The organism is Deinococcus sp. YIM 77859, from assembly GCF_000745175.1.
GTDB lineage: Bacteria > Deinococcota > Deinococci > Deinococcales > Deinococcaceae > Deinococcus.
The window spans coordinates 1,895,946-1,916,105 of the sequence record NZ_JQNI01000002.1; the positions used below are offsets into that span (position 1 = coordinate 1,895,946).

A 20,160-nucleotide genomic window follows, 5' to 3' on the forward strand; every position below is an offset into this window, starting at 1 on the left:
GGGCGGTGCCTTCCCGGCTCCTGGACCTCAGCGTGCCCGCCCCCAACGGCTTGCGGCGCGGCTTTACCACCGGCAGCGCGGCGACGGCGGCCCTCAAGGCGGCGCTCCTCTTTCTGCTGCGCGGCGAACGCCCCGCGGAGGTGGAGATCACCCTGCCGGAGGGAGACGCCCTGCGCCTGCCGGTGCAGGAGGTGCGCCGCATCGCGGCGGGCGCGTATGCCGAGGTGGTCAAAGACGGCGGCGACGACCCCGATGCCACCCACGGGGCCACCCTGTGGGTCCGGGTTACCCCCCGGCCCGACCCCGGCCTGCCCATGACCTTTTCCGCGGGGGAGGGCGTGGGCACGGTCACGGCGCCTGGCCTGCGCGTCCCGGTGGGCGAACCGGCCATCAATCCGGTGCCGCGCGCGATGCTGCGCCGCGCCGCCCACGAGGTGGCGGGCCACGAAGCCTTTGCGGTGACCGTGGGCTGCCGGGAGGGCGAAGCCATCGCTCGCCGCACCCTCAACCCCCGGCTGGGTGTGACGGGCGGCATCTCCATCCTGGGCACCACCGGCCTCGTGGAGCCGATGAGCCTGGAAGCGTATGCCGCCTCGGTGGAGGTGTACGTGCGGGTCGCGGTGTACGCGGCGCCGCCCGCCATCGTCTTCACCCCCGGCAAGCTGGGCCGCGACTGGGCGCGCCAGACACTGCGGGTGCCCCCCCGGGCGGTCGTTCAGATGAGTAACTTCGTGGGAACGGCCCTGGACGCCCTGCAGGCGGCCCTGACGGACACCGGCTACGCCCTCCCGCTGCTGCTGGTCGCCGGGCATCCCGGCAAGCTCGCCAAGGTGCTCAACGGCGACTGGAACACCCACAGCGCCCACAGCGGCATGGCGATGAACGCGGTGGCCCGGGTCGCGGCGGGGCTGGGCCTGGAAGCGCGGGCGGTGCAGGCCCTGGCGGCGGCCAATACGGTGGACGCCTGCGTGGCCCTGCTCGCGGCCCACCCGCAGGGGGCGGCGGTCTGGGCCGAGGTGGCCCGGCAGGTGGCCCGCGCCCTGCGGGGCCGCGCTCCCGCCGTGCCGCGGGTGCGGGTGGCGCTCTTTGCCCTCGACGGTACCCAGCTGGGGGAGGCGGAAGGATGAAGCCCGGAACCTTTTATGGCCTGGGCGTGGGTCCCGGCCCGGCGGGGCTGCTGCCGCTGGCGGCGCTGGAGGTGCTGCGCCGCGTGGAGCTTATCTATGCTCCCCGTTCCCGCGTGTCGGCCGGTTCGGTGGCCCTGCGCGCCCTGGCGGGGCTGGAGATCCCCCGCGAGCGGGTGCGCGAGGTCGAATTCCTGATGGACGGGGATGATGCCCGGCTGGCTGAGCACTACGCCGCCCTTGCCCGCGAGATCGCCGGGGAGCAGCGGGCGGGCCGAACGGTTGCCTACCTCACCCTGGGGGACGCGCTGACCTACAGCACCCTGGGCTACCTGGTGGCGGCCCTGGCGCGCGAGGCCCCCGAGCTCCCCCGCGAGGTGCTGCCCGGCGTGACGAGCTACGCGGCGGCGGCGGCCCGCACCGGCTTCAGCCTGGGCGAGGGCAAGGAGCGGGTGCTGATTCTGCCCTGCCCCGACGACATGGCGGCCCTGCGCACCGACATCCTCACCCACGACGTGGTCGTGCTCATGAAGGTGGGCCACCGCCTGCCCGCCGTGCTCACGCTGCTTGGCGAGCTGGGCATCCTGGCCCACTGCGCCCTGGCCCACCGTCTGGGCCTGGAGGGCGAGGAGGTGCGGGCCAGCCTCTTTCCCGCCCCCGAGCCGGAACGCCTGGGCTACCTCAGCGTGCTGCTTATTCGCAAGTCAGCCCCCCGGAGGTTTACGTGAAGGTCTATTTCATCGGCGCGGGCCCCGGTGCCCCCGACCTGATCACCGTGCGCGGGGCTCGGCTGCTCGCGCAAAGCCGCCTCATCCTGTATGCCGGTTCGCTGGTGCCCGAGGCGGTGCTCGAGCATGCCCACCCACAGGCCGAGCGAATCAACACGGCCGGGTTGCACCTCGAAGAGCAGCTGGCCCTCTACCGCCGGGCACAGGCCGAGAACCGGGATGTGGCCCGGCTGCATTCCGGGGATCCCGCCCTGTATGGGGCAACCGCCGAGCAGATGCGTGCCCTGCGCGAGCTGGGGATTCCCTACGAGGTGGTGCCGGGGGTGAGCAGCTTTACGGCGAGCGCGGCGCGGCTGGGGGCCGAACTCACCCAGCCGGGCGTGACCCAGACCGTGATTCTCACCCGCGCTGCGGGCCGCGCGAGCCCGCTGCCCGAGCGGGAGAACCTGCCCAGCCTCGCCGCGCACGGGGCGAGCCTCTGCTTGTTTCTGGGCGGACAGCACCTGCCGCAGGTGATCGCCGAGCTTCTGACCGCCTACCCACCCGAGACCCCGGCTGCCCTGGTGCAGCGCGCCACCCAGCCGAGCGAGCGGCAGCACCGCAGCACCCTGGGCCGCCTCCTGGCCGAAATCCGCTCCTCCGAGTGGGCCCTGACCACCATGCTCATCGTGAGCCCGGCCCTGGCGGAAGCCAGCACCCGCAGCCGCCTGTACGACCCCGGCTACGCCCACCGCTTTCGCCGCGCCGAACGGGGGCCGCAGTGACCGCGCTCGCCGTGTGGCCGGTACGCCGCGAGGCCGAGGCGCTGGGCCTGCGTCTGTCCCGTGCCCTGGAGGCCCCCCTGCACCGCCCCTGGGAGAGCGCCGAGCGGCAACAGGAACAGTTTCGGCGCCGCTACCGGGACGCGCGGGCCTGGGTGCTGATCGGCGCGGCGGGAATCGCGGTGCGCTTGTTGGCGGGCCTGCCTGCGGACAAGCGAGTGGATCCCGCCGTCGTGGTGCTCGACGACGCGGCGCGCTTTGCGGTTGCCCTGTTGGGCGGCCACGAGGGGGGCGCCAATGCCCTGGCCTACGCGGTTGCCCGCCACACCGGGGCGGTGCCGGTGATCACCACCGCGACCGAGGCCGCGCGGCCCCTCACCCTGGGGCTGGGGTGCCGCCGGGGGGTGAGCGAGGCGCAGGTGACGGCGGCGGTCACCGCGGCCCTGGGCGAGCGTTCCCTCACAGAGGTGCGCGAGGTGGCGACTGTGGACCTCAAGGCGAATGAGCCGGGGCTGCTCGCCTTTTGCGAGCGCCACCGCCTGCCGCTGCGAAGTTTTGCTGCGGCCGACCTGCGGGAGCGGCCCTTTCTGACCCGGGCGAGCGCGTGGGTACAGCAGCAGGTGGGCCTGGGCGGGGTGTGTGAACCCTGCGCCCTGATGGCCAGTCCGCGCGGGCGCCTGCTCGTGCCCAAAACCGCCCTGAACGGCGTGACGGTGGCTGTGGTCGAGGACTCGCCGGGAGGCTGGGCATGACCGGGCACCTCAGCCTGGTCTCGGTGGGTCCCGGAGACCTCACCCTGGTGCCCGAGCGGGCGCGGCAGGCCCTTCAGCAGGCCGAGGTGGTTATTGCCTACGAGCTCTACCTCACCTGGGTGCGGCCCCTGCTCACCCGGCAAGAAGTCCTCACCCCACCCCTCACCCAGGAAAAGGAACGGGCCCGGCTCGCCATCACGCGGGCGCAGGCGGGACAGCGGGTGGCCCTGGTGAGTTCGGGTGACATCGGCGTGTACGCGATGGCGGGCCTGGTGTTCGAGGAACTGCCCGATGACCCCCCCTTTGCCGTCGAGGTGATTCCCGGCATCACCAGCGCGACCGCCTGCGCGAGCCTGTTGGGCTCACCCCTCACCCACGATTTTGCCACCCTGAGCCTCTCGGACCTGCTGTGCCCCTGGGAGTGGATCGAGGAGCGGGCGCGCCGCATCGCCGAAGCGGACCTGACCTGCGTGCTGTACAACGTGCAGAGCCGCACGCGGCGGGAGGGCGTGTACCGGGTGCTGCGCCGAATGCTGGAACACAAGCGCCCGAACACCGTGTGCGGGGTGGTGCGCAACGCCTACCGTCCGGGGCAAGAGGTGCGCGTCACCACCCTAGAAGCGCTTCTCGCCGACGAATTCGACATGCTGACCACCGTGGTGATCGGGAACCGCTTCACCACTCGCCGGGGCCGCTGGATGTACACCCCGCGCGGCTACAACGCCTGGCCGGTCGCGCCGGAGCAGGCCGCCGCGCCGCCCGCCGGGAGCGTGTGGGTCTTTAGCGGAACGAGTGACGGTAACGCCCTGGCGCGGCAGCTCGCGGAGGCGGGCTGGACCGTCACCCTCAGCGTGGCGACCGAGCTCGGCGCGCAGGTGGCTCCCCAGCATCCCCGCATCCACCTCTTCCGCGGTCCGGGGGGCAGCGAGGCCCGGCGCCGGGCGCTGCGCGGGGCCCGCGCGGTGGTGGACGCCACCCATCCCTACGCGCAGGCGATGACGGCCCAACTGCGGGCCCTGAGTGCCGAGCTGGGCTTGCCCTACTTCCGCTACGAGCGCCCCAGCGCCCTGCCCGCCGATCCGCACGGCCTGCTGCTCGTGGACCGGCTGGAAGACGCGGCGGCTCTGGCCCGCACCTACGACCGCGTGTTTCTGGCGACCGGCAGCAAGGACCTGGAACCCTTTTTGCGGGCGGTTCCCGAGACCGAGGTCTTTGTGCGCCTCACCCCGCAGCCGGACGTGCTGCGCCGCGCCCAGGAACTCGGCCTGCCTCCCCAGCGCATCTGCGCGATGGTGGGGCCCTTTTCCCTTGAATTCAATGTGGCTCAGTGGCGCGCCTGGAACATCCAGGCCGTGGTGACCAAAGAGAGCGGGGCCGCAGGCGGCTTTCCCGCCAAGGTGGCTGCGGCCCGCGCGCTGGACCTGCCCCTCATCGTGGTGCGCCGCCCCCCGCCCGTGCCCGGAGCCTACGCCACGGCCGGGGCTCTTCTCTCCGCCCTTTTTTCCCAACTCAAGGAGCCGGTATGACCACCTTCAAAACGCCCGTGACCATCGTCAGCGGTTTTCTGGGCAGCGGCAAAACGACCCTGCTCAGCCACCTGCTGAACCAGACCCACGACCGCACCCTGGCCCTGATCGTCAACGAGTTCGGTGAGGTGAGTATCGACGGTCCCCTGCTCGAAGTTCGTGAGGACGGCGTCGAGCTGCATGACGTGCACGGCGGCCTGCTCGCCTACGGCGGGGAGGGGGACGCTTTTCGCCGCACCCTGCGGGCGCTGCGCGGGCGCCGCCACAGCTTCGACCACGTGCTGATCGAGACGAGCGGGCTGGCGGTGCCCACCGCCGTGATGGTCACCCTCGAGGAACCCGAGTTTGCCGCTGACTTCCTGCTCGACGCCACGCTGGTGGTCGTGGACACGCCGCTGCTGCTCGCCGGCGCCTTTGACCCCCGGGCGGCAGACGAGGCGAGCCGCAGTGCGGCGGCAGTCTTTGACGCGCAGCTGGAGTATGCCGACGTCGCGGTGCTCAACAAGATTGACGCCCTGACGGACGCCGAGCTGTTGCAGGCCGAGGCGGACGTGCGGCACCGCGCTCCCCGGGTGCGTTTTCTGGAGCTCGCCTACGGGGCGCGGCTGGATCCGCAGCTCACCCTGGGCCTGAATCTGCACGGCTCGCGCCGGGGCGTTCACCACGGCCCGGTCAGCGGCGCGCCGGGCGAGGGCATGCAGCCCCTGCACGACCACTCGAGGCTCGACGGCCACAGCCACGGCGACATGGAGGCCCACATCCACAGCCTCAGCACCCATCAGCACTTCCACGAGCATGACCCCGGCTGGCAGTCTTTCCGGCTCACGAGTGACGAGGTGCAGCGTATTCCGGAGCTGGTGCGCACCGTACAGAACGTGGCCCGCGTCTTTCCGGTGCTGCGGGTGAAGGGCTTTGTGCAGGGGGAGGACGGGGCGCGCTACGCCCTGCAGGCGGTGCGCTCGCGGGTGGAGGTGCAGCCCGCGCCTCGCCGCGAGGGGCCCAATGAGCTGGTGTTTATCGGCTACCACGTCAGCCGCAAAAAGGTGACCGAGGCGCTGCAAAAGGCCCTGCCGCAGAGGTGGAGCTGATGGCCGCGCCCGTGGGGCACGCGGCGGAGCGGCCGCTTCCCCTCACCGCGCGGCAAAGCCTGCGGCGGGGCCTGCCCTACCTGCTGGTGGTGGCCGCCCTGCACCTGCTCGCCCTGCTGCTGTGGGTGCCCTCCGCCCTGGCTGCCCCGCTGCTGTGGGGGGTGGGCCTCACGGCCTACCTGCTGGGGGTGCGGCATGCCTGGGACGCCGATCACATCGCGGTCATCGACAATACGGTACGCAAGCTGCTGGCGCTGAGGCGCCCGGCCTACGGGGTAGGGCTTTGTTTTAGCCTGGGACACTCGGCGGTGGTGTTCCTGATGGCGGTGGCGGCGGCGGTGATCGGCCGAGCGCTGCTGGAGGCGCAGGAGGGCATCGGCACCTTTGGGGGCTGGGTGGGGCCCTTTGTGGCGGGGGCCTACCTGCTCACCGTGGCCGCCGTCAATCTGTTTACCACCCTGCGCCTGCTGCGGACGGGAGAGGACCTGCCCCACACCCACGGCGGCCCGCTTGCTCGCCTGCTTGCCCCCCTCATCCGGCTGGTGAGCCGGCAGGGGCAGGTGTTTCCGCTGGGGTTTTTGATGGGCCTGGGCTTTGACACCGCCTCCGAAGTCGCTCTGCTCGCCCTTTCCGGCGCGGCGGCGCAGCAGGGGCTGGGCTGGGCGGCCATCCTCGCGCTGCCGCTGCTGTTTGCCGCCGGAATGACCCTCTTTGACACGCTCGACGGGATCGCGATGGCGCATGCCTACGGCTGGGCGCTTCACGAGCCGCGCCGCAAGCGCACCTACAACCTGCTCGTGACCGGGCTGTCGGGCGCCGTGGCCCTGGTGATCGGCACGGTTACCCTCGCGCAGTGGGCGGGCGAGCACTTCCCGGCGGCGGGCCTGGCTCTCGCGGCCCTGCAGGACGTGGACGTCTCCCCGCTGGGCTTTGGGCTGGCGGGCCTCACCCTGCTGCTGTACGGAGGCGCGCAGCTTTGGGCGCGGGCGCGGCGGGCATGAGGCGGCAACGTGTGGTTCGGGCCGACGGGCGCGTCATCAACGTGGTGCGCAAGCGTGGGCACCTGAGCTACTGCTTTCACGGCTGCTGCTGCGGGCGCACCGACCGCGGCTACGCCCCCGCGCCCGCCGATGTGTACAAGGAGGAGTGGGTGCGGCGGCGCATCCGCAACGCCGTGCACCTCACCAAGTCGGGCTGCCTGGGGCCCTGCCCCCTGGCCAACGTCGCCCACCTCGTGTTCGACGGGCACGACGTGTGGTTTCACTCCGTGAATGACCCCTGGCTGGTGCGGGCCATCTTCGACTACATCGAGGCGATGCTCGCCGCAGACGGCTACCAGCCTCCGCCTCCGGAACTGGTGGAGTACACCTTTCAGGGCTACAGCTGGGAGGCGGCGAGCGCGGCGGCCCCCAGCGCGGTCAGCGCTCCGGCGGTCCCCAGCGAACTCGCGGGCTTTGCGCTGCTCACCCACGCCGACACCGACCTGCTCAACCTGCGGGCGGCGCAGGAGACCCTTCCGGCGGATTTCGGGCCGGTCACCGGCGCCGCGCTCGGGGGAATTCGCAGCGAGGCGCAGATGGCCACGCTGCTCGCCGGGGCGGTGGGCCGCGCCGCGATCGTGCTGGTGCGGATTCACGGCAGGTTCACGGCGGTGCCCGGAGCCGAGGAGCTGCGCTCGCACGCCCGCCGCGCCGGTCAGCAACTGCTGCTCGTGAGCGGCACCAATGAGCCTGACCCCGAGCTGGCGGCCCTCAGCCTCGCGCCGCTGCACGCCCTCGACACGGCCCGCGCCTACCTCGCCGCAAGCGGCTGGCAAAACATGCGGGAGCTGCTGCTCTCGCTGAGTGACTCCCTGCGGCTGACCGGGTACGGCGCGCAGCCGCCCCTTGCCCTCCCCGAACACGGCCTCTACCACCCCGACCTGCCGGAATTTGCCACCCCGGAGGACTGGGAACGTCTGCGCCGCCCCGAGCGGCCCGCGGTCGGCATCCTGCTGTACCGCGCCCATGCCCTCAGCGGCAACACCGCCTTTGTGGACGCTCTGGTCACCGCCCTCGATGAGGCGGGAGCCGACGCCCTACCGGTCTTTACAACCAGCCTCAAGGACGTGGACGCGGCGGGCGATCCCCAGGCGTTTGCCCTGCTGCGCGGGCGGATAGACGCCCTGATCTCCACCCTTTCCTTTGCGATGGCCGACGTTCAGGCCGGAGCCGTGACCGCAGCGGGGGACAACGTGGGGGCTTTTGCCCGGCTGGGGGTGCCCGCCGTGCAGGGCCTCACGAGCGGCGGACCGCGCGGTCCCTGGGAGACGAGCGCGCGCGGCCTCAGTCCTCTGGATACCGCCATGAATGTGGCCCTGCCCGAATTCGACGGGCGCCTGATCGGCGTGCCCTTTGCCTTTAAGGAGCAGGAGGCCGGGGAGGTCCGGCGGCTTCAGGCCGACCCCGAACGCACGGCGCGCCTCGCGGGGATAGCCGTGCGCCTCGCTCGGCTGCGCCGCCTTCCCAACCGCGAAAAGCGCCTCGCCGTCCTCTTCACCAACTCCACCGCCAAAGCGTCGCAGGTGGGGAACGCGGTGGGGCTGGATTCGGCGGCTTCGCTGCTGCGGGTGCTGCACGCGCTGCGCGAGGAGGGCTACGACGTGGGCGAGCTGCCCGCCACGAGTGACGAGCTGATGCACGCCCTGCTGGAGCGCACCACCTACGACAAGACGCTGCTTACCCCGGCGCAGCTCGCGCAGGCCGCCGCGCACGTTCCGGCCCCGCTCTATGCTCGCTGGTTTGCCGAGCTGCCCGAAAGCCAGCAGCGGCGGATGCGGCGGCAGTGGGGCGAGCCGCCGGGAGAAGCGTACGTTCATGACGGGCAGCTCGCCCTGGCGGGGCTGCGCTTCGGCAAGGTCTTTGTGGGCTTGCAGCCCCCGCGCGGCTACGGCCTGGATCCCGACGCGATCTACCACACGCCCGACCTGCCTCCCACCCATCACTACGTGGCCCTCTACCGCTGGCTGCGCGAGCCCCCCGAGGCGGGCGGATTCGGAGCCGACGCCCTGATTCATATGGGCAAACACGGCACGCTGGAATGGCTGCCGGGCAAGGGCGTGGGCCTGAGTGCCGCCTGCTTTCCAGACAGCCTGCTGGGGGACCTGCCCCTCTTCTATCCCTTTGTGCTCAGCGATCCCGGCGAGGGCACCCAGGCCAAGCGGCGGGCCCACGCGACCATCCTCGACCACCTGCCGCCGCCCCTGACCCGCGCAGACACCTACGGGCCGCTGGCCGAGCTCGCCGCGCTGGTGGACGAGTACTACCAGCTCGAACTGCTCGACCCCTCCAAGTTGCCCCTCCTCCAGCGCCAGATCTGGGACCTCGTGCAGCGGGCGAACCTGGGCACCGACCTGGGCACCCTGCTGCGGCGCGACCACGGTGACCACGTCCACGAGTGGGACGAGACGGTGACCGAGGACGGCGTGCCCGTCACCCTCAGCGAGATGAACGGGGCGGACGTGGCCCACTTTCTGGAAGACCTCGACGGCTACCTCTGCGAACTCGGAATGGCGCAGATCCGAGACGGCCTGCATGTCCTGGGTCAGGCGCCGCAGGGGGAGGCGCTGCCCCAGATGCTGCGGGCGCTCACCCGGCTGGCGAATGCCGAGGTGCCCGGCCTGCACGCGGGGCTGGCGGAAGTGCTTGGGCTGGACCTCGCCGCGCTGCTGGACCGCCCCGGCGCGCGGCTGGAAGCGCCCCCCGCGCTGACGGACCTCGCGGGCCGCCCCGTCCTCACCCACGGGGACGCCCTTGACCTCCTCGATGACCTCGCCCTGCACCTCTACCAGACCTTGCAGCTGCGCGGCTTTGACGCAGCGGCCATCCCCGACACGCTGGCACTCACGCTCGGCGTGCAGAAAGACTACGGCACCCTGCCCGCCACCCTGGACTACGCCTGCCGGGTCCTCAAGCCCAATCTGGACGCGACGACCGACGAGATCACCCACCTCCTGGCGGGCCTCTCCGGGCGCTACGTTCCCGCCGGACCCAGCGGGGCCCCGTCGCGTGGCCTCGCCCACATCCTCCCCAGCGGGCGCAACTTCTACGCGGTGGATCCCCGCGCGCTCCCCTCGGCGGCAGCCTGGGCGGTGGGCCGCGCCCTGGCCCGCGAGGTCCTCGAGCGGCACCTGAAGGAGGCAGGCACCTACCCCGAGCACGTCGCCATCAGCATCTGGGGCACCTCCAATATGCGCACGCAGGGGGACGACGTCGCGCAGGTGCTTGCCCTGCTGGGAGCGCGGCCCGTCTGGCATCCCCAGAGCCGCCGCCTGACCGGCGTGGAGCTGATCCCGCTGGAGGAACTGGGCCGCCCCCGCATCGACGTGACGGTTCGAATCAGCGGCTTTTTCCGCGACGCTTTTCCCCACCTGATCGCCCTGCTGGACGAGGCGGTGAACCTCGCCATGGGGGCGGACGAGCCGGAAGACCAGAACTTCCCCCGCAAGCACTACCTCGCGGACCTGGCGGGGCGCCTCGCCGAGCTGCCCCCCGAAGAGGCCCAGACCCGCGCGAGCTACCGCCTCTTCGGCAGCGCGCCGGGCACCTACGGGGCCGGCATTCTCGATCTCATCCACGAGGGCAACTGGCAGGGGGAGGCCGATTTCGCCCGCGCCTTTGTGCAGTGGGGGGGCTACGCCTACACCGCCGCCGAGTCCGGGACCGATGCCCGCGAGGACTTTCGGGCCCGCCTCGCCCAGACGCAACTCGTGCTGCATAACCAGGATAACCGCGAGCACGACGTCTTTGACAGCGATGACTACCTGCAGTTTTTCGGCGGCATGATCGCCTCGGTGCGGCACCTCAGCGGGGCGCAGCCGCGGCACTACTTCGGCGACACGGCCAACCCGGAGCGCGCCCGCGTCCGCGACCTGCGCGAGGAGGCCCTGCGGGTGTACCGCTCGCGCGTCGTCAACCCCAAGTGGCTGGAGGGGATTCGCCGCCACGGCTACAAGGGCGGCCTGGAACAGACGGCGACGGTGGACTACCTCTTTGGGTTTGACGCGACCGCCCACATCGCCCACGACTTCATGTACGAGGGGGTGGCGCAGGCCTATGCCCTCGACCCCGAGAACCAGGCCTTTTTGCGCGAGTCCAACCCCTGGGCGCTGCACGCGATCACCGGGCGGCTGCTGGAAGCCGAGGCACGTGGCCTGTGGGCGCCGCAGCCGGCAACCCGAGAGGCCCTGCAACGCCTGCTCGCCGAGAGCGAGGGCCTGCTCGAGGCACAGGACGAGACCTATGGGGGGCGAGGATGACCGGGCGCCGGGCCCCTTTTCTCACCAGCAGCCGGGCGAGCCCGCCCACTCACGTTCCTCGCGGAGGTTCGCGGTGATTCCCCTCTATCCCTTCTCGGCGGTCGTGCATCAGCCTGACCTGCACCTCGCGCTCGCGCTGCTGGCGGTCGCGCCCGAGATCGGCGGCGTCCTGATCCGCGGTGATCGGGGCGCGGCCAAAAGCACGGCGGCGCGTGGCCTGGCTGCCCTGCTGCCGCCCCGTCCGGACGGCACGCCCGCCCCCTTTGTCAACCTGCCCCTGGGGGCCACGGAGGACCGGGTGGTGGGCACCCTCGACCTCGAGGCGGCGCTGCGGGGCGAACTGCGTCTTCAGCCGGGGCTTCTGGCCGCGGCGGACGGCGGGGTGCTGTACATCGACGAGGTCAACCTGCTCGCCGATCACCTGGTAGACGTGCTGCTCGACGTGGCGGCGATGGGGGTGAACCGGGTGCAGCGTGACGGCCTGAGCGCCGAACATCCCGCTCGGCTCGCCCTGGTGGGCAGCATGAATCCTGAAGAGGGAACGCTGCGCCCGCAGTTTCTCGACCGCTTTGGCCTGTGCGTGGACGTGCAGGCGCCCCGTGACCCGCAGGCCCGGGCCGAGATCGTGCGGCGGCGCGTGGCCTTTGAGGCCGACCCCTGCGCCTTTGTCGAGCGCTGGCAGCCCGAGGAGGCGGCCTGGGCGGCCCGGCTCGCCGCGGCCCGCGAGCGTCTGCCCGGTGTGACGGTTCCCGAGGCCCTGCTGAGCCGCATCGCCGTCCTCAGCGCCGAGGCGGGTGTTCGCAGCCTGCGCGCTGACCTCGTGCTCTACCGCGCGGCCCGCGCCCAGGCGGCGCTGGAGGGCCGCAGCGAGGTCCAGACGGCTGACCTGGAGCGGGTTGCGCCCCTGGTTCTCAGTCACCGCCGCGATCCCCGTTTGCCGCCGCCGCCGCCCCCGCCGGCACAGCGGCCGCCCGCACCGGAGGAATCCCAACACCACGGCTCCGGCCCGCAGGAGACGCCCGAGGACGTCCTCGCGCCCGCCCCGCAGGCGGCGCCGCTGCTCCTGCCCTCCGTTCCCGCGGCGGGGGCCCTCCCGGGGGAGGGAAGACCAGGCCGCGTGCTGAGCAGTGTGCCTGATCCCCACCCCAGCACCCTGGCGGTGCCCGCCACCCTGCGGGCGGCCCTCACCCGCAGGGGAAGCGGCCCGCTGACCCTCACCCGCGAGGATTTTCACGCGCCCCTCCGGGAGGAGGTGGCGGGCCGCCGCGTGCTGTTTGTCGCGGACGCGAGCGGCAGCATGGGCACCCGCGAACGCATGGGGGCCGTCAAGGGGGCGATGCTGGACGTGCTGCGTGAACAGGGACGGCGTGACCGCGTAGCGCTGCTGACCTTTCGGGGCGTGGGGGCGACCCTGGTGCTGGACTTCACCACAGACGCCGCCGCGGCCGAGGCGGCCATCACCGCCGCGCCCACCGGGGGCCGCACGCCCCTGGCGCACGCGCTGAGGCTGGCCGCCGACGTGCTGGCGGGCGAGCCAAAGGCCCAACTCGTCCTCTTTACCGATGGCCGGGCGAATGTGCCCCTGACGCCCGGCGGGGACGCCTGGGCCGAGGCCCTTCAGATGGCCCGCGCCCTGCGCGGCGTGCCCGCCCTGGTCGTGGATACCGAGACGGGGCATGTTCGGCTGAAGCGCGCCGCGCGGCTCGCGCAGGCGCTGGGGGCCGAAGTCGCCACGCTGGGAGGCCCGCTTTGAAACGTCTCATCCTCGCCGCTCCACATTCCGGCAGCGGCAAGACCACCGTGGCCGCCCTGCTCTGTCTCGCGCTGCGGCACCGCGGCCTGCGCGTGGCCCCCTTTAAGCTGGGTCCGGACTACCTCGACCCCACCCACCTCGGCCGCGCGGCGGGGCAGCCCGCTCGCAACCTCGACTCCTTCCTGCTGGCCCCCGAGCGCCTGCGCGCCCTCTTCGCGCGGGCGGCAGCCGGGGCGGAGATCAGCGTGCTCGAAGGCGTGATGGGCCTGTACGACGGCCGCGACCCCGCGAGCGACGCCCACTCCACCGCTGACCTCGCCCGCCTGCTTCAAGCACCCGTCGTGCTGGTGATCGACGCTTCGGGAAGCGCCCGTACGGTGGCCGCCGTGGCGCAGGGCCTGCGCGTCTTTGGTCCGGATCTGCGTGTGGCGGGAGTCATCCTCAACCGGGTGGCGGGAGAGCGGCACGCCGCCCTGTGTGAGGTGGCGCTCGCGCAGATTGACCTGCCGGTGCTCGGCTTTGTGCCCCGGGACGCAGCCCTGCACCTGCCCGCGCGGCACCTGGGCCTGCTGAGCGCCGAGCAGGCGAGCTGGAACGAGGAGGAGGCGCGGCGCCTCGCGGGTCACCTGAAGCTCGGCGCGCTGCTTGCGGCGGCGGACGCTCCGCCCCTGCCCCTGCCCCCGCCCCTGCCCGTTCGAAGCGGGCCCCGCGTGCGCCTCGCCTACGCCCGCGACGAGGCCTTTCACTTCTACTATCCCGACGCCCTGGACGAGCTGCGGGCGGCAGGGGCCGAGCTCGTGCCCTTTAGCCCCCTGCGGGACGCGGGCCTGCCCCCCGGGACAAGCGGCCTACTCCTGGGGGGCGGTTACCCGGAGGCGCACGCGGCCGAGCTGAGTGCCAATGCCTCCATGCGCGCGGCCATCCGGGCCTTTGCGGCGAGCGGGCGGCCCGTGATCGGCGAGTGCGGCGGCCTGATGTACCTGGGAGAGACCCTGGAAGACGCCGCGGGACGCACGTTCGAGATGTGCGGCGCCGTTCCCTACCGCACCCGCATGGCCCCGCGCCTCACCCTGGGCTACCGCGAGGCGACGGCGCTTGCGCCTTCGCCCCTCGCCCCGGCGGGGGCGGTGCTGCGCGGGCACGAGTTTCACCACAGCGTCCTGACCCATCCGCCCACCCGGCCCGCCTACACCTGGGTGGACGCGAGCGGCTCCCGCGTGGAGGAGGGCTACGCCGAGGGGAATCTCCTCGCGAGCTACCTGCACCTGCACTGGGGCGCGACCCCCGAACAGGCGCAGCGGCTGGTGGAGGCCTGCCGGTGAGGGGCCGCGTGCTTCTCCTCGCCCTCCTGCTCGACCAGCTGGGCGAGCCGCCCCCCCGGCTGCACCCGGTGGTTTGGATGGGGAGCTGGCTGCGGGGGGCGCGGCGGCGCTGGCGAGCAACCACGCCCGCCGGACAGGTCGCTGAGGGGGCGCTCGGTTGGGGGGCGGGCGCGGCCCTGGCCGTGGGAGCAGGGCTGCTGGGCACGCGCCTGACACGGCTTCCGGTTGAACAGGGAGGCGGGCTGTGGCAGGCCGCCCTGCTCAAGCCGCTCCTCGCGCGCCGGATGCTCTTTGAGGCGACACGCGCGGTGGAGACCGCGCTCGAAGCCGGCGACCTGGAGCGGGCCCGCTGGCTGCTGGGCTGGCACCTGGTCAGCCGCGATCCCGGGGCCCTCACCGCGCCGGAGGTGGCCGGAGCAGCGATCGAGAGCCTGGCCGAAAACCTCAGTGACAGCGTGGTCGCCCCGCTCTTCTGGTTCCGGGTGGGAGGACTGCCCCTCGCGGCGCTCTACCGCTACGCGAACACCGCCGACGCGATGTGGGGCTACCGCACCCCGGAGCTGGAACATGCGGGCAAGCTGGCGGCCCGCACCGACGACCTACTGAACCTCCTCCCCGCCCGCCTGACCGGCCTGTGCGCGGTGCTTGCCGCCGGTCCTGCCGGGCTCGACGCGCGCGGAGCCTGGCGGGTGTGGCGCCGGGAGGCCCGGCAGACCCCCAGCCCCAACGCGGGCCACCCCATGAGCGCCTTTGCTGGGGCGCTTGGTGTGCGGCTCGACAAGCGCGGCGTGTACGTTCTCAATGCCGGGGGGCGACCTCCCGGCGCGGCCGACCTCGCCCGCGCCCGCCGGCTGGCCCGCTGGACCCTGACGCTGGCCCTCGTGGCCCTCGTGTTTCCCGGGAGACGCCGTGGCTGAGTTGCCACCCCTGCTCCCCCGTTCTCCCCACGGCGGGCCCACCTCCGAGCCCTTTGATGGCCTCGACTTCAGTGTGAACACCAATCCCTACGGCCCCAACCCCCACCTGCTGCGGGCCGCTCGCCGCGCCGACCATGCCCACTACCCTGACCCGACCTACCGAGCGGTGCGCGAGCGCCTCGCCGCCGGGCACGGCGTCACGCCGGACGAGGTGGCCCTCGCCGTGGGCGCTTCGGACCTGCTGCACCGCCTGGTGCGCGCCTTTTTGCCCGCTGGCGGAAGCCTGCTCAGCGTGCACGCCCCCTTTGGCGAGCTCGCCCGTGCCGCCGCTCTGGCCCGTGCACGGGTGGAGGTGGTGGCAGGAGCTCCGGCCGTTCTGCCGCCCCGCGTGCGCCTGGTGTACGTGGGTCACCCCCACAATCCCAGCGGGCACGCGCTGGGGGCCGCCGAGCTGCGGGCGCTGGCCGAGCGCTGCCTGTTCAGCGGGGCTCTCCTCATCGTGGACGAGGCCTATGCGCCCTTTACTGGCGCGCCTCCCCCGCCTCGTCACCCGGGAGTGGTTCGGGTCCTGTCCCCCGGCAAGGCCCACGGCCTGGTGGGGGTACGTCCTGCCTACGCCCTTGCCGCGCCGCAGGTGGTGGCCCGGCTGGATAACCTCGCCCCCGCCTGGCACCTGCCCGCGGGCACGGCGGCGGTGCTTGCGGCGCTGCCGGAGGCCGCCACCTTTCTGACACGCACCCTGCCGCGCGTGGCCCGCGACGCGCGGGCGCTGGCCGCCGCCCTCGCCCCGCTGGGCCCGGTGGAACATCACGGCACGCCCTACCTCACCCTGACCGTGGGGAACGCCGCGCGGGGAGCTGCGGCGCTCCTCGCGCGCGGCGTGCGGGTGCGCGACTGCACCAGCTACGGCTTCCCCGACCGCCTGCGGGTGGCGACCCGGCGGCCGGAGGAGAATGGGCGCTTGGTGGACGCTCTGCTGGAGGTCCAGGAGGAATGCTGTGGGTAAAGCCATCATGATTCAGGGCTGCACCAGCCACGCGGGCAAGAGTTATCTCACGGCGGCGCTGTGCCGCCTGCTGGCGAACGAGGGCTGCCGGGTGGCCCCCTTCAAGGCACAAAACATGAGCAACAACGCGGGGGTGACGCCCCAGGGGCTGGAGATGGGCCGCGCTCAGCTCGTGCAGGCGCAGGCCGCGCGGGTGGTGCCCGACGTGCGGATGAATCCGGTCCTGCTCAAGCCCGAGGCCGACACCCGCTCGCAGGTCGTGCTGCTGGGCCGCGCGGACGCTGGCCTCACCGCCCTGGGCTGGCGCGAACGCAAGGCGCACCTGTGGCCCCACGTGCGGGAGGCGCTGCAGAGCCTCCTTGCGGAGTACGACGCCGTCGTGATCGAGGGGGCGGGCAGCCCCGCCGAGGTCAACCTGCGCGCCTCCGACATCGTGAACATGCGGGTGGCGCGCGAGGCGCGGGCTGCGGTTCTCCTCGCCTGCGACATCGATCGGGGGGGCGCTTTTGCCCACCTGCTGGGCACCTGGCACTGCCTGACGCCAGAGGAACGCGCCCACCTCAAGGGCTTTCTCCTCAACCGCTTCCGGGGCGATCCGGCGCTTCTTGCCCCCGCCCCGGCGTGGCTCGAAGAGCAGACCGGCGTCCCCACCGTGGGCGTGGTTCCCCTGCTGGACATCCCCCTTCCAGAAGAGGATGGGGTGGCCCTGAAAGACCGGCCCAGCACCGCAGAGGACGGCTTTGTGGCCCTCGCCCGCCTGCCGCGGGTGTCCAACCTGGACGAGTTTGCTCCCCTCGGTTCTCTCGCGCGCTGGGTCAGCACGCCTGCCGAGCTGGCAGGGGCCCGCGCGATCATCCTGCCCGGGAGCAAGAGCACCGCCGCCGACCTCGCCTGGTTGCGGGCAAGCGGACTGGCGGGGGCGCTGACCCGCGCGGCGCAGGCGGGAACGCCGGTGCTGGGCGTGTGTGGCGGCCTCCAGATGCTGGGCCGCCGCATCCGCGATCCCCACGGGGTGGAAGGCGGGGGAGAGGTGCTTGGCCTGGGCCTCCTTGACCTGGAGACCGAGTTCGCGCCGGACAAAACCACCCGTCTGACGGCCTGCACCGATCCCGAAACCGGCCTGCGCCTCACCGGCTACGAGATTCACCACGGGCAGACGGTGAGCGGCCCGGGGGTGCAAGAACTCGTGCCGGGGCAGCTGTGGCGAAGCGGCAACGTGCGCGGCACGTACCTGCACGGCCTGCTTGAACATCCGGCCTACCTCGAACGCTTCCTGGCTTGGGCGGGTCTCACGCCGCCCACGCCCCTCCCCAGCCTGGACGCGCGCCTTGACGCCATCGCCGAGCGGGTGCGGGCCAGCCTGGACTGGGACTTTGTGCGGGGGCTGCTGTGATCGTGTTCGTGACGGGTGGTGCCCGCAGCGGCAAGAGCCGTTTTGCCGAGCGCCGCGCTGCCGCGGCCGGTGCGGAGGTCACCTACCTCGCCACTGCCCAGGCCTTGGATGCCGAGATGGCGGAACGCATCGCCCGCCACCGCGCGGACCGCCCAGCCTCCTGGCTCACGGCTGAAGAGCCGCTGGACGTGCCCGCCGCCCTACAGGCCGCCCCCACCCCCACGGTCCTCCTCGACTGCCTGAGCCTGTGGGTGAGCAACCTGCTGCTCGCGGACCTTCCCGACGCGGCGGTGTTGTCCCGTGCCGATGCCCTGCTTGCCGCCGCCCGTGCTCGGCCCGGTCTCACCGTCCTCGTGACGAACGAGGTGGGCTTCGGGATCGTTCCGGACAATGCCCTCGCGCGGCGTTACCGCGACCTGCTGGGCTGGGTGAATCAAAAGGCGGCCGCCGCCAGCGACGAAGCCTGGCTGCTGCTGAGCGGCCTGCCCCTCCAGCTCAACCCCGCGCCGCTTTTCCCCCTGCAAAAGGAGCCTTATGCACCCTGACCTTGCCGCCCTGATCGCCGCCATTCGTCCTGCCGACTCCGCCGCCATGCAGGCCGCCCGGGAGCGCCAGGCCCAGCTCACCAAACCCGCTGGGGCGCTGGGTGACCTCGAAGACCTGGCCATTCGTCTCAGCGGGGTTCTGGGAAGCCCCCGGCCCCATCCACGCGGTGTGGCCGTGCTCGTGGCTGCCGGAGACCACGGCGTTGCGGCGGCGGGCGTCAGCGCCTATCCCCCCGAGGTGACGCCCGCGATGGTGGCGAACTTCCTGGCCGACACCCCCGCCGGGCCGGGCGGCGCCGCCGTCAACGCGATCGCCCGCACCGTGGGGGCCCGCGTCTACGTGATGGACGCGGGGGTGAACGCCGACCTCCCCGATCACCCCCGGCTGGTGCGGGCGGCGCTGCGGCGCGGCACCCGCGATCTGCGCCGCGAGGGGGCCATGACCCGCGCTGAGACAGAAGCCCTCGTGCTGGCGGGTGCGGCCCTCGCCCGCCGCGCGGTGGAGGAGGGGGCTGACCTCCTCGTTCCCGGCGAGATGGGGATTGGCAACACCACGCCCGCCGCCGCGATTACCGCCCGGATGCTGAGCCTCGATCCAGCCAGGGTGACGGGCCGGGGCACCGGGGTGGACGACACGGCGCTGGGGCGCAAGGTGGCCGCCGTGCGGGCGGCACTGGAGCGGCAGGCGAGCACACCCGCCGATCCCCTGGGCGTGCTCGCCGACCTGGGCGGCTTCGAGATCGCGGCGATGCTGGGGATGATGCTCCAGGGAGCCGCCCTGCGCCGGGCCGTGATCCTTGACGGCTTCGTGGAGGGGGCAGCGGCCCTGATCGGCGTGGCCCTGGCCCCATTCCTGCGCGACTTCCTGTTTCCGGCGGGCGAGTGTGCCGAGGCTGGCCACGGCGCGCAGCTCGCGCACCTGGGCCTCAAACCGATGTTTCGCCTGGGCCTGCGCCTGGGCGAGGGCACCGGGGGCGTCCTGGCCGCGCCCCTGCTGCTCGCGGCCGCCGCCACTCTGCGCGAGATGCGGACCTTTGCGGAGGCCGGGGTGCCGGGGAGCGAGGTGACTTCGGCACAATAGAGCCATGCCAGCCTCTGACCGCGAACTCAACTTTGCCCGCGCCATTCTGGGCGAGCGGAATTTCCGTGACGTGCCCGATGAGGAGGTGCTGCGCGAGGCCGAGCGCCTCCTTCTGGACTGGATGTCCGGTGAGATCCGGATGGAACGCCCCAAGCTGTACGACCACTACGCCCTGCTGCTGCTGGCACTGACCCGGCGTGTTCGTCACCTCGAAGCGCGGGTGGCGGCCCTGGAGGCGCGGCCTTGAGCGTGCGGGTCAAGGTCTGCGGGACGACCTCGGTTCGTGACGCCCTGCTGGCAGCCGAAGCGGGTGCAGACGCCCTGGGGTTTATCTTCGCCCCGGTGAGTCGGCGTCTCGTCTCGCCACAGGTGGCGCGGGAAGCAGGGCTGCGGGTGGGTCCAGCGGTGGGGCGCGTCGGCGTCTTTCTGAATCAGCCGCTGGACGAGGTGCTGCGAACGGCCGAGGCGGCGCGGGTGAGCGCCGTGCAGCTGCACGGGGACTGCCCGGGGGTTTACGTGCGGGAAGTCGCCCGCTATTATCCCGTCTTGCGCGTTCTGAGCCCCGCTGACCTGCGGCGGGAGGACGTGCTGGAAACACTGGGCTGGCCTGGAGTCACGCCCATGCTCGACGCGCCGGAACCGGGGAGCGGTGTACCGCTCGACTGGTTGGCGCTGCGGGAGAGGGTTCCGGCAGGAGCCTGGCTGGCGGGAGGACTGGGGCCAGCGAATGTGGCCGAGGCCATTCGGGTGCTGTCACCTGCCGGTGTCGATGCCGTGAGCCGCCTCGAGCAGGAGCCCGGCATCAAGGATCCAGAGCGGGTCCGGGCCTTTGTGCGGGCGGCGCGGCAGGCGTGAAAACGAGTTATCC

The 20,160-nt window shown here is 72.4% G+C and carries 17 protein-coding genes; all 17 read left to right on the forward strand.

The annotated features are described in order from the left end of the window. Positions 1 to 5 precede the first annotated feature (5 nt). The 17 genes from cbiD to EI73_RS09445 all read left to right on the forward strand — a co-directional run bounded on the left by cbiD (position 6) and on the right by EI73_RS09445 (position 20,147). Complete coding sequence (gene cbiD, locus EI73_RS09365) at positions 6 to 1,127, forward strand: cobalt-precorrin-5B (C(1))-methyltransferase CbiD (RefSeq protein ID WP_034386167.1); 1,122 nt, start codon at positions 6 to 8, stop codon at positions 1,125 to 1,127. After that, the gene (gene cobI / locus EI73_RS09370; protein ID WP_034386168.1) at positions 1,124 to 1,852 is read left to right on the forward strand and encodes a precorrin-2 C(20)-methyltransferase; all 729 of its coding nucleotides are present in this window, start codon (positions 1,124 to 1,126) and stop codon (positions 1,850 to 1,852) included. The genes cbiD and cobI overlap by 4 nt, the downstream gene beginning before the upstream one ends. Continuing rightward, positions 1,849 to 2,616: a precorrin-4 C(11)-methyltransferase gene (gene cobM, locus EI73_RS09375; RefSeq protein WP_034386169.1), complete on the forward strand. Its 768-nt coding sequence runs from the start codon at positions 1,849 to 1,851 to the stop codon at positions 2,614 to 2,616. The genes cobI and cobM overlap by 4 nt, the downstream gene beginning before the upstream one ends. Continuing rightward, positions 2,613 to 3,365 carry a cobalamin biosynthesis protein gene (locus EI73_RS09380; protein ID WP_034386171.1) on the forward strand — a complete coding sequence of 251 codons (753 nt, stop codon included), beginning with the start codon at positions 2,613 to 2,615 and terminating at the stop codon, positions 3,363 to 3,365. Before cobM ends, EI73_RS09380 begins: the two co-directional genes overlap by 4 nt. Next, positions 3,362 to 4,891 (forward strand): precorrin-3B C(17)-methyltransferase, encoded by a 1,530-nt coding sequence (gene cobJ / locus EI73_RS09385; protein ID WP_034386173.1) that lies wholly within the window; start codon positions 3,362 to 3,364, stop codon positions 4,889 to 4,891. The genes EI73_RS09380 and cobJ overlap by 4 nt, the downstream gene beginning before the upstream one ends. Further along, a complete protein-coding gene (locus EI73_RS09390; RefSeq protein ID WP_034386175.1) occupies positions 4,888 to 5,979 on the forward strand; it encodes a GTP-binding protein in 1,092 nt (363 codons plus the stop codon). Before cobJ ends, EI73_RS09390 begins: the two co-directional genes overlap by 4 nt. Next, the gene (locus EI73_RS09395; protein ID WP_051935466.1) at positions 5,979 to 6,980 is read left to right on the forward strand and encodes a HoxN/HupN/NixA family nickel/cobalt transporter; all 1,002 of its coding nucleotides are present in this window, start codon (positions 5,979 to 5,981) and stop codon (positions 6,978 to 6,980) included. Before EI73_RS09390 ends, EI73_RS09395 begins: the two co-directional genes overlap by 1 nt. Next, positions 6,977 to 11,275 (forward strand): cobaltochelatase subunit CobN, encoded by a 4,299-nt coding sequence (locus EI73_RS09400; protein WP_034388009.1) that lies wholly within the window; start codon positions 6,977 to 6,979, stop codon positions 11,273 to 11,275. Before EI73_RS09395 ends, EI73_RS09400 begins: the two co-directional genes overlap by 4 nt. 73 nt (positions 11,276 to 11,348) lie before the next feature. Next, positions 11,349 to 13,028, forward strand: coding sequence for a VWA domain-containing protein (locus EI73_RS09405; protein WP_034388011.1), 1,680 nt, complete (start codon positions 11,349 to 11,351; stop codon positions 13,026 to 13,028). Further along, positions 13,025 to 14,350 (forward strand): cobyrinate a,c-diamide synthase, encoded by a 1,326-nt coding sequence (locus tag EI73_RS09410; protein WP_034386177.1) that lies wholly within the window; start codon positions 13,025 to 13,027, stop codon positions 14,348 to 14,350. The genes EI73_RS09405 and EI73_RS09410 overlap by 4 nt, the downstream gene beginning before the upstream one ends. Then, the gene (gene cbiB, locus EI73_RS09415; RefSeq protein WP_051935467.1) at positions 14,347 to 15,267 is read left to right on the forward strand and encodes an adenosylcobinamide-phosphate synthase CbiB; all 921 of its coding nucleotides are present in this window, start codon (positions 14,347 to 14,349) and stop codon (positions 15,265 to 15,267) included. Before EI73_RS09410 ends, cbiB begins: the two co-directional genes overlap by 4 nt. Beyond that, positions 15,260 to 16,273 (forward strand): histidinol-phosphate transaminase, encoded by a 1,014-nt coding sequence (locus EI73_RS09420; RefSeq protein WP_034386179.1) that lies wholly within the window; start codon positions 15,260 to 15,262, stop codon positions 16,271 to 16,273. Before cbiB ends, EI73_RS09420 begins: the two co-directional genes overlap by 8 nt. A gap of 7 nt (positions 16,274 to 16,280) precedes the next feature. Beyond that, positions 16,281 to 17,666 carry a cobyric acid synthase gene (locus EI73_RS09425; RefSeq protein ID WP_034388016.1) on the forward strand — a complete coding sequence of 462 codons (1,386 nt, stop codon included), beginning with the start codon at positions 16,281 to 16,283 and terminating at the stop codon, positions 17,664 to 17,666. Beyond that, positions 17,663 to 18,211 carry a bifunctional adenosylcobinamide kinase/adenosylcobinamide-phosphate guanylyltransferase gene (gene cobU, locus EI73_RS09430; RefSeq protein WP_034386182.1) on the forward strand — a complete coding sequence of 183 codons (549 nt, stop codon included), beginning with the start codon at positions 17,663 to 17,665 and terminating at the stop codon, positions 18,209 to 18,211. The genes EI73_RS09425 and cobU overlap by 4 nt, the downstream gene beginning before the upstream one ends. Further along, the gene (gene cobT, locus EI73_RS09435) at positions 18,201 to 19,292 is read left to right on the forward strand and encodes a nicotinate-nucleotide--dimethylbenzimidazole phosphoribosyltransferase (RefSeq protein WP_034386183.1); all 1,092 of its coding nucleotides are present in this window, start codon (positions 18,201 to 18,203) and stop codon (positions 19,290 to 19,292) included. Before cobU ends, cobT begins: the two co-directional genes overlap by 11 nt. Positions 19,293 to 19,296: 4 nt before the next feature. Continuing rightward, positions 19,297 to 19,539: a hypothetical protein gene (locus EI73_RS09440; RefSeq protein WP_034386184.1), complete on the forward strand. Its 243-nt coding sequence runs from the start codon at positions 19,297 to 19,299 to the stop codon at positions 19,537 to 19,539. 2 nt (positions 19,540 to 19,541) lie between these two features. Then, positions 19,542 to 20,147, forward strand: a complete 606-nt coding sequence (locus EI73_RS09445; protein ID WP_034388019.1) for a phosphoribosylanthranilate isomerase — start codon at positions 19,542 to 19,544, stop codon at positions 20,145 to 20,147. Positions 20,148 to 20,160 lie beyond the last annotated feature (13 nt).

What these genes read in the sequence shown, in the direction of transcription:
- cobI (WP_034386168.1), top strand. Translation starts at nt 1,124, where the DNA reads ATGAAGCCCGGAACCTTTTATGGCCTGGGCGTGGGTCCCGGCCCGGCG.
- cobJ (WP_034386173.1), top strand. Translation starts at nt 3,362, where the DNA reads ATGACCGGGCACCTCAGCCTGGTCTCGGTGGGTCCCGGAGACCTCACC.
- EI73_RS09390 (WP_034386175.1), top strand. Translation starts at nt 4,888, where the DNA reads ATGACCACCTTCAAAACGCCCGTGACCATCGTCAGCGGTTTTCTGGGC.
- EI73_RS09395 (WP_051935466.1), top strand. Translation starts at nt 5,979, where the DNA reads ATGGCCGCGCCCGTGGGGCACGCGGCGGAGCGGCCGCTTCCCCTCACC.
- EI73_RS09400 (WP_034388009.1), top strand. Translation starts at nt 6,977, where the DNA reads ATGAGGCGGCAACGTGTGGTTCGGGCCGACGGGCGCGTCATCAACGTG.
- EI73_RS09425 (WP_034388016.1), top strand. Translation starts at nt 16,281, where the DNA reads ATGATTCAGGGCTGCACCAGCCACGCGGGCAAGAGTTATCTCACGGCG.
- cobT (WP_034386183.1), top strand. Translation starts at nt 18,201, where the DNA reads ATGCACCCTGACCTTGCCGCCCTGATCGCCGCCATTCGTCCTGCCGAC.
- EI73_RS09440 (WP_034386184.1), top strand. Translation starts at nt 19,297, where the DNA reads ATGCCAGCCTCTGACCGCGAACTCAACTTTGCCCGCGCCATTCTGGGC.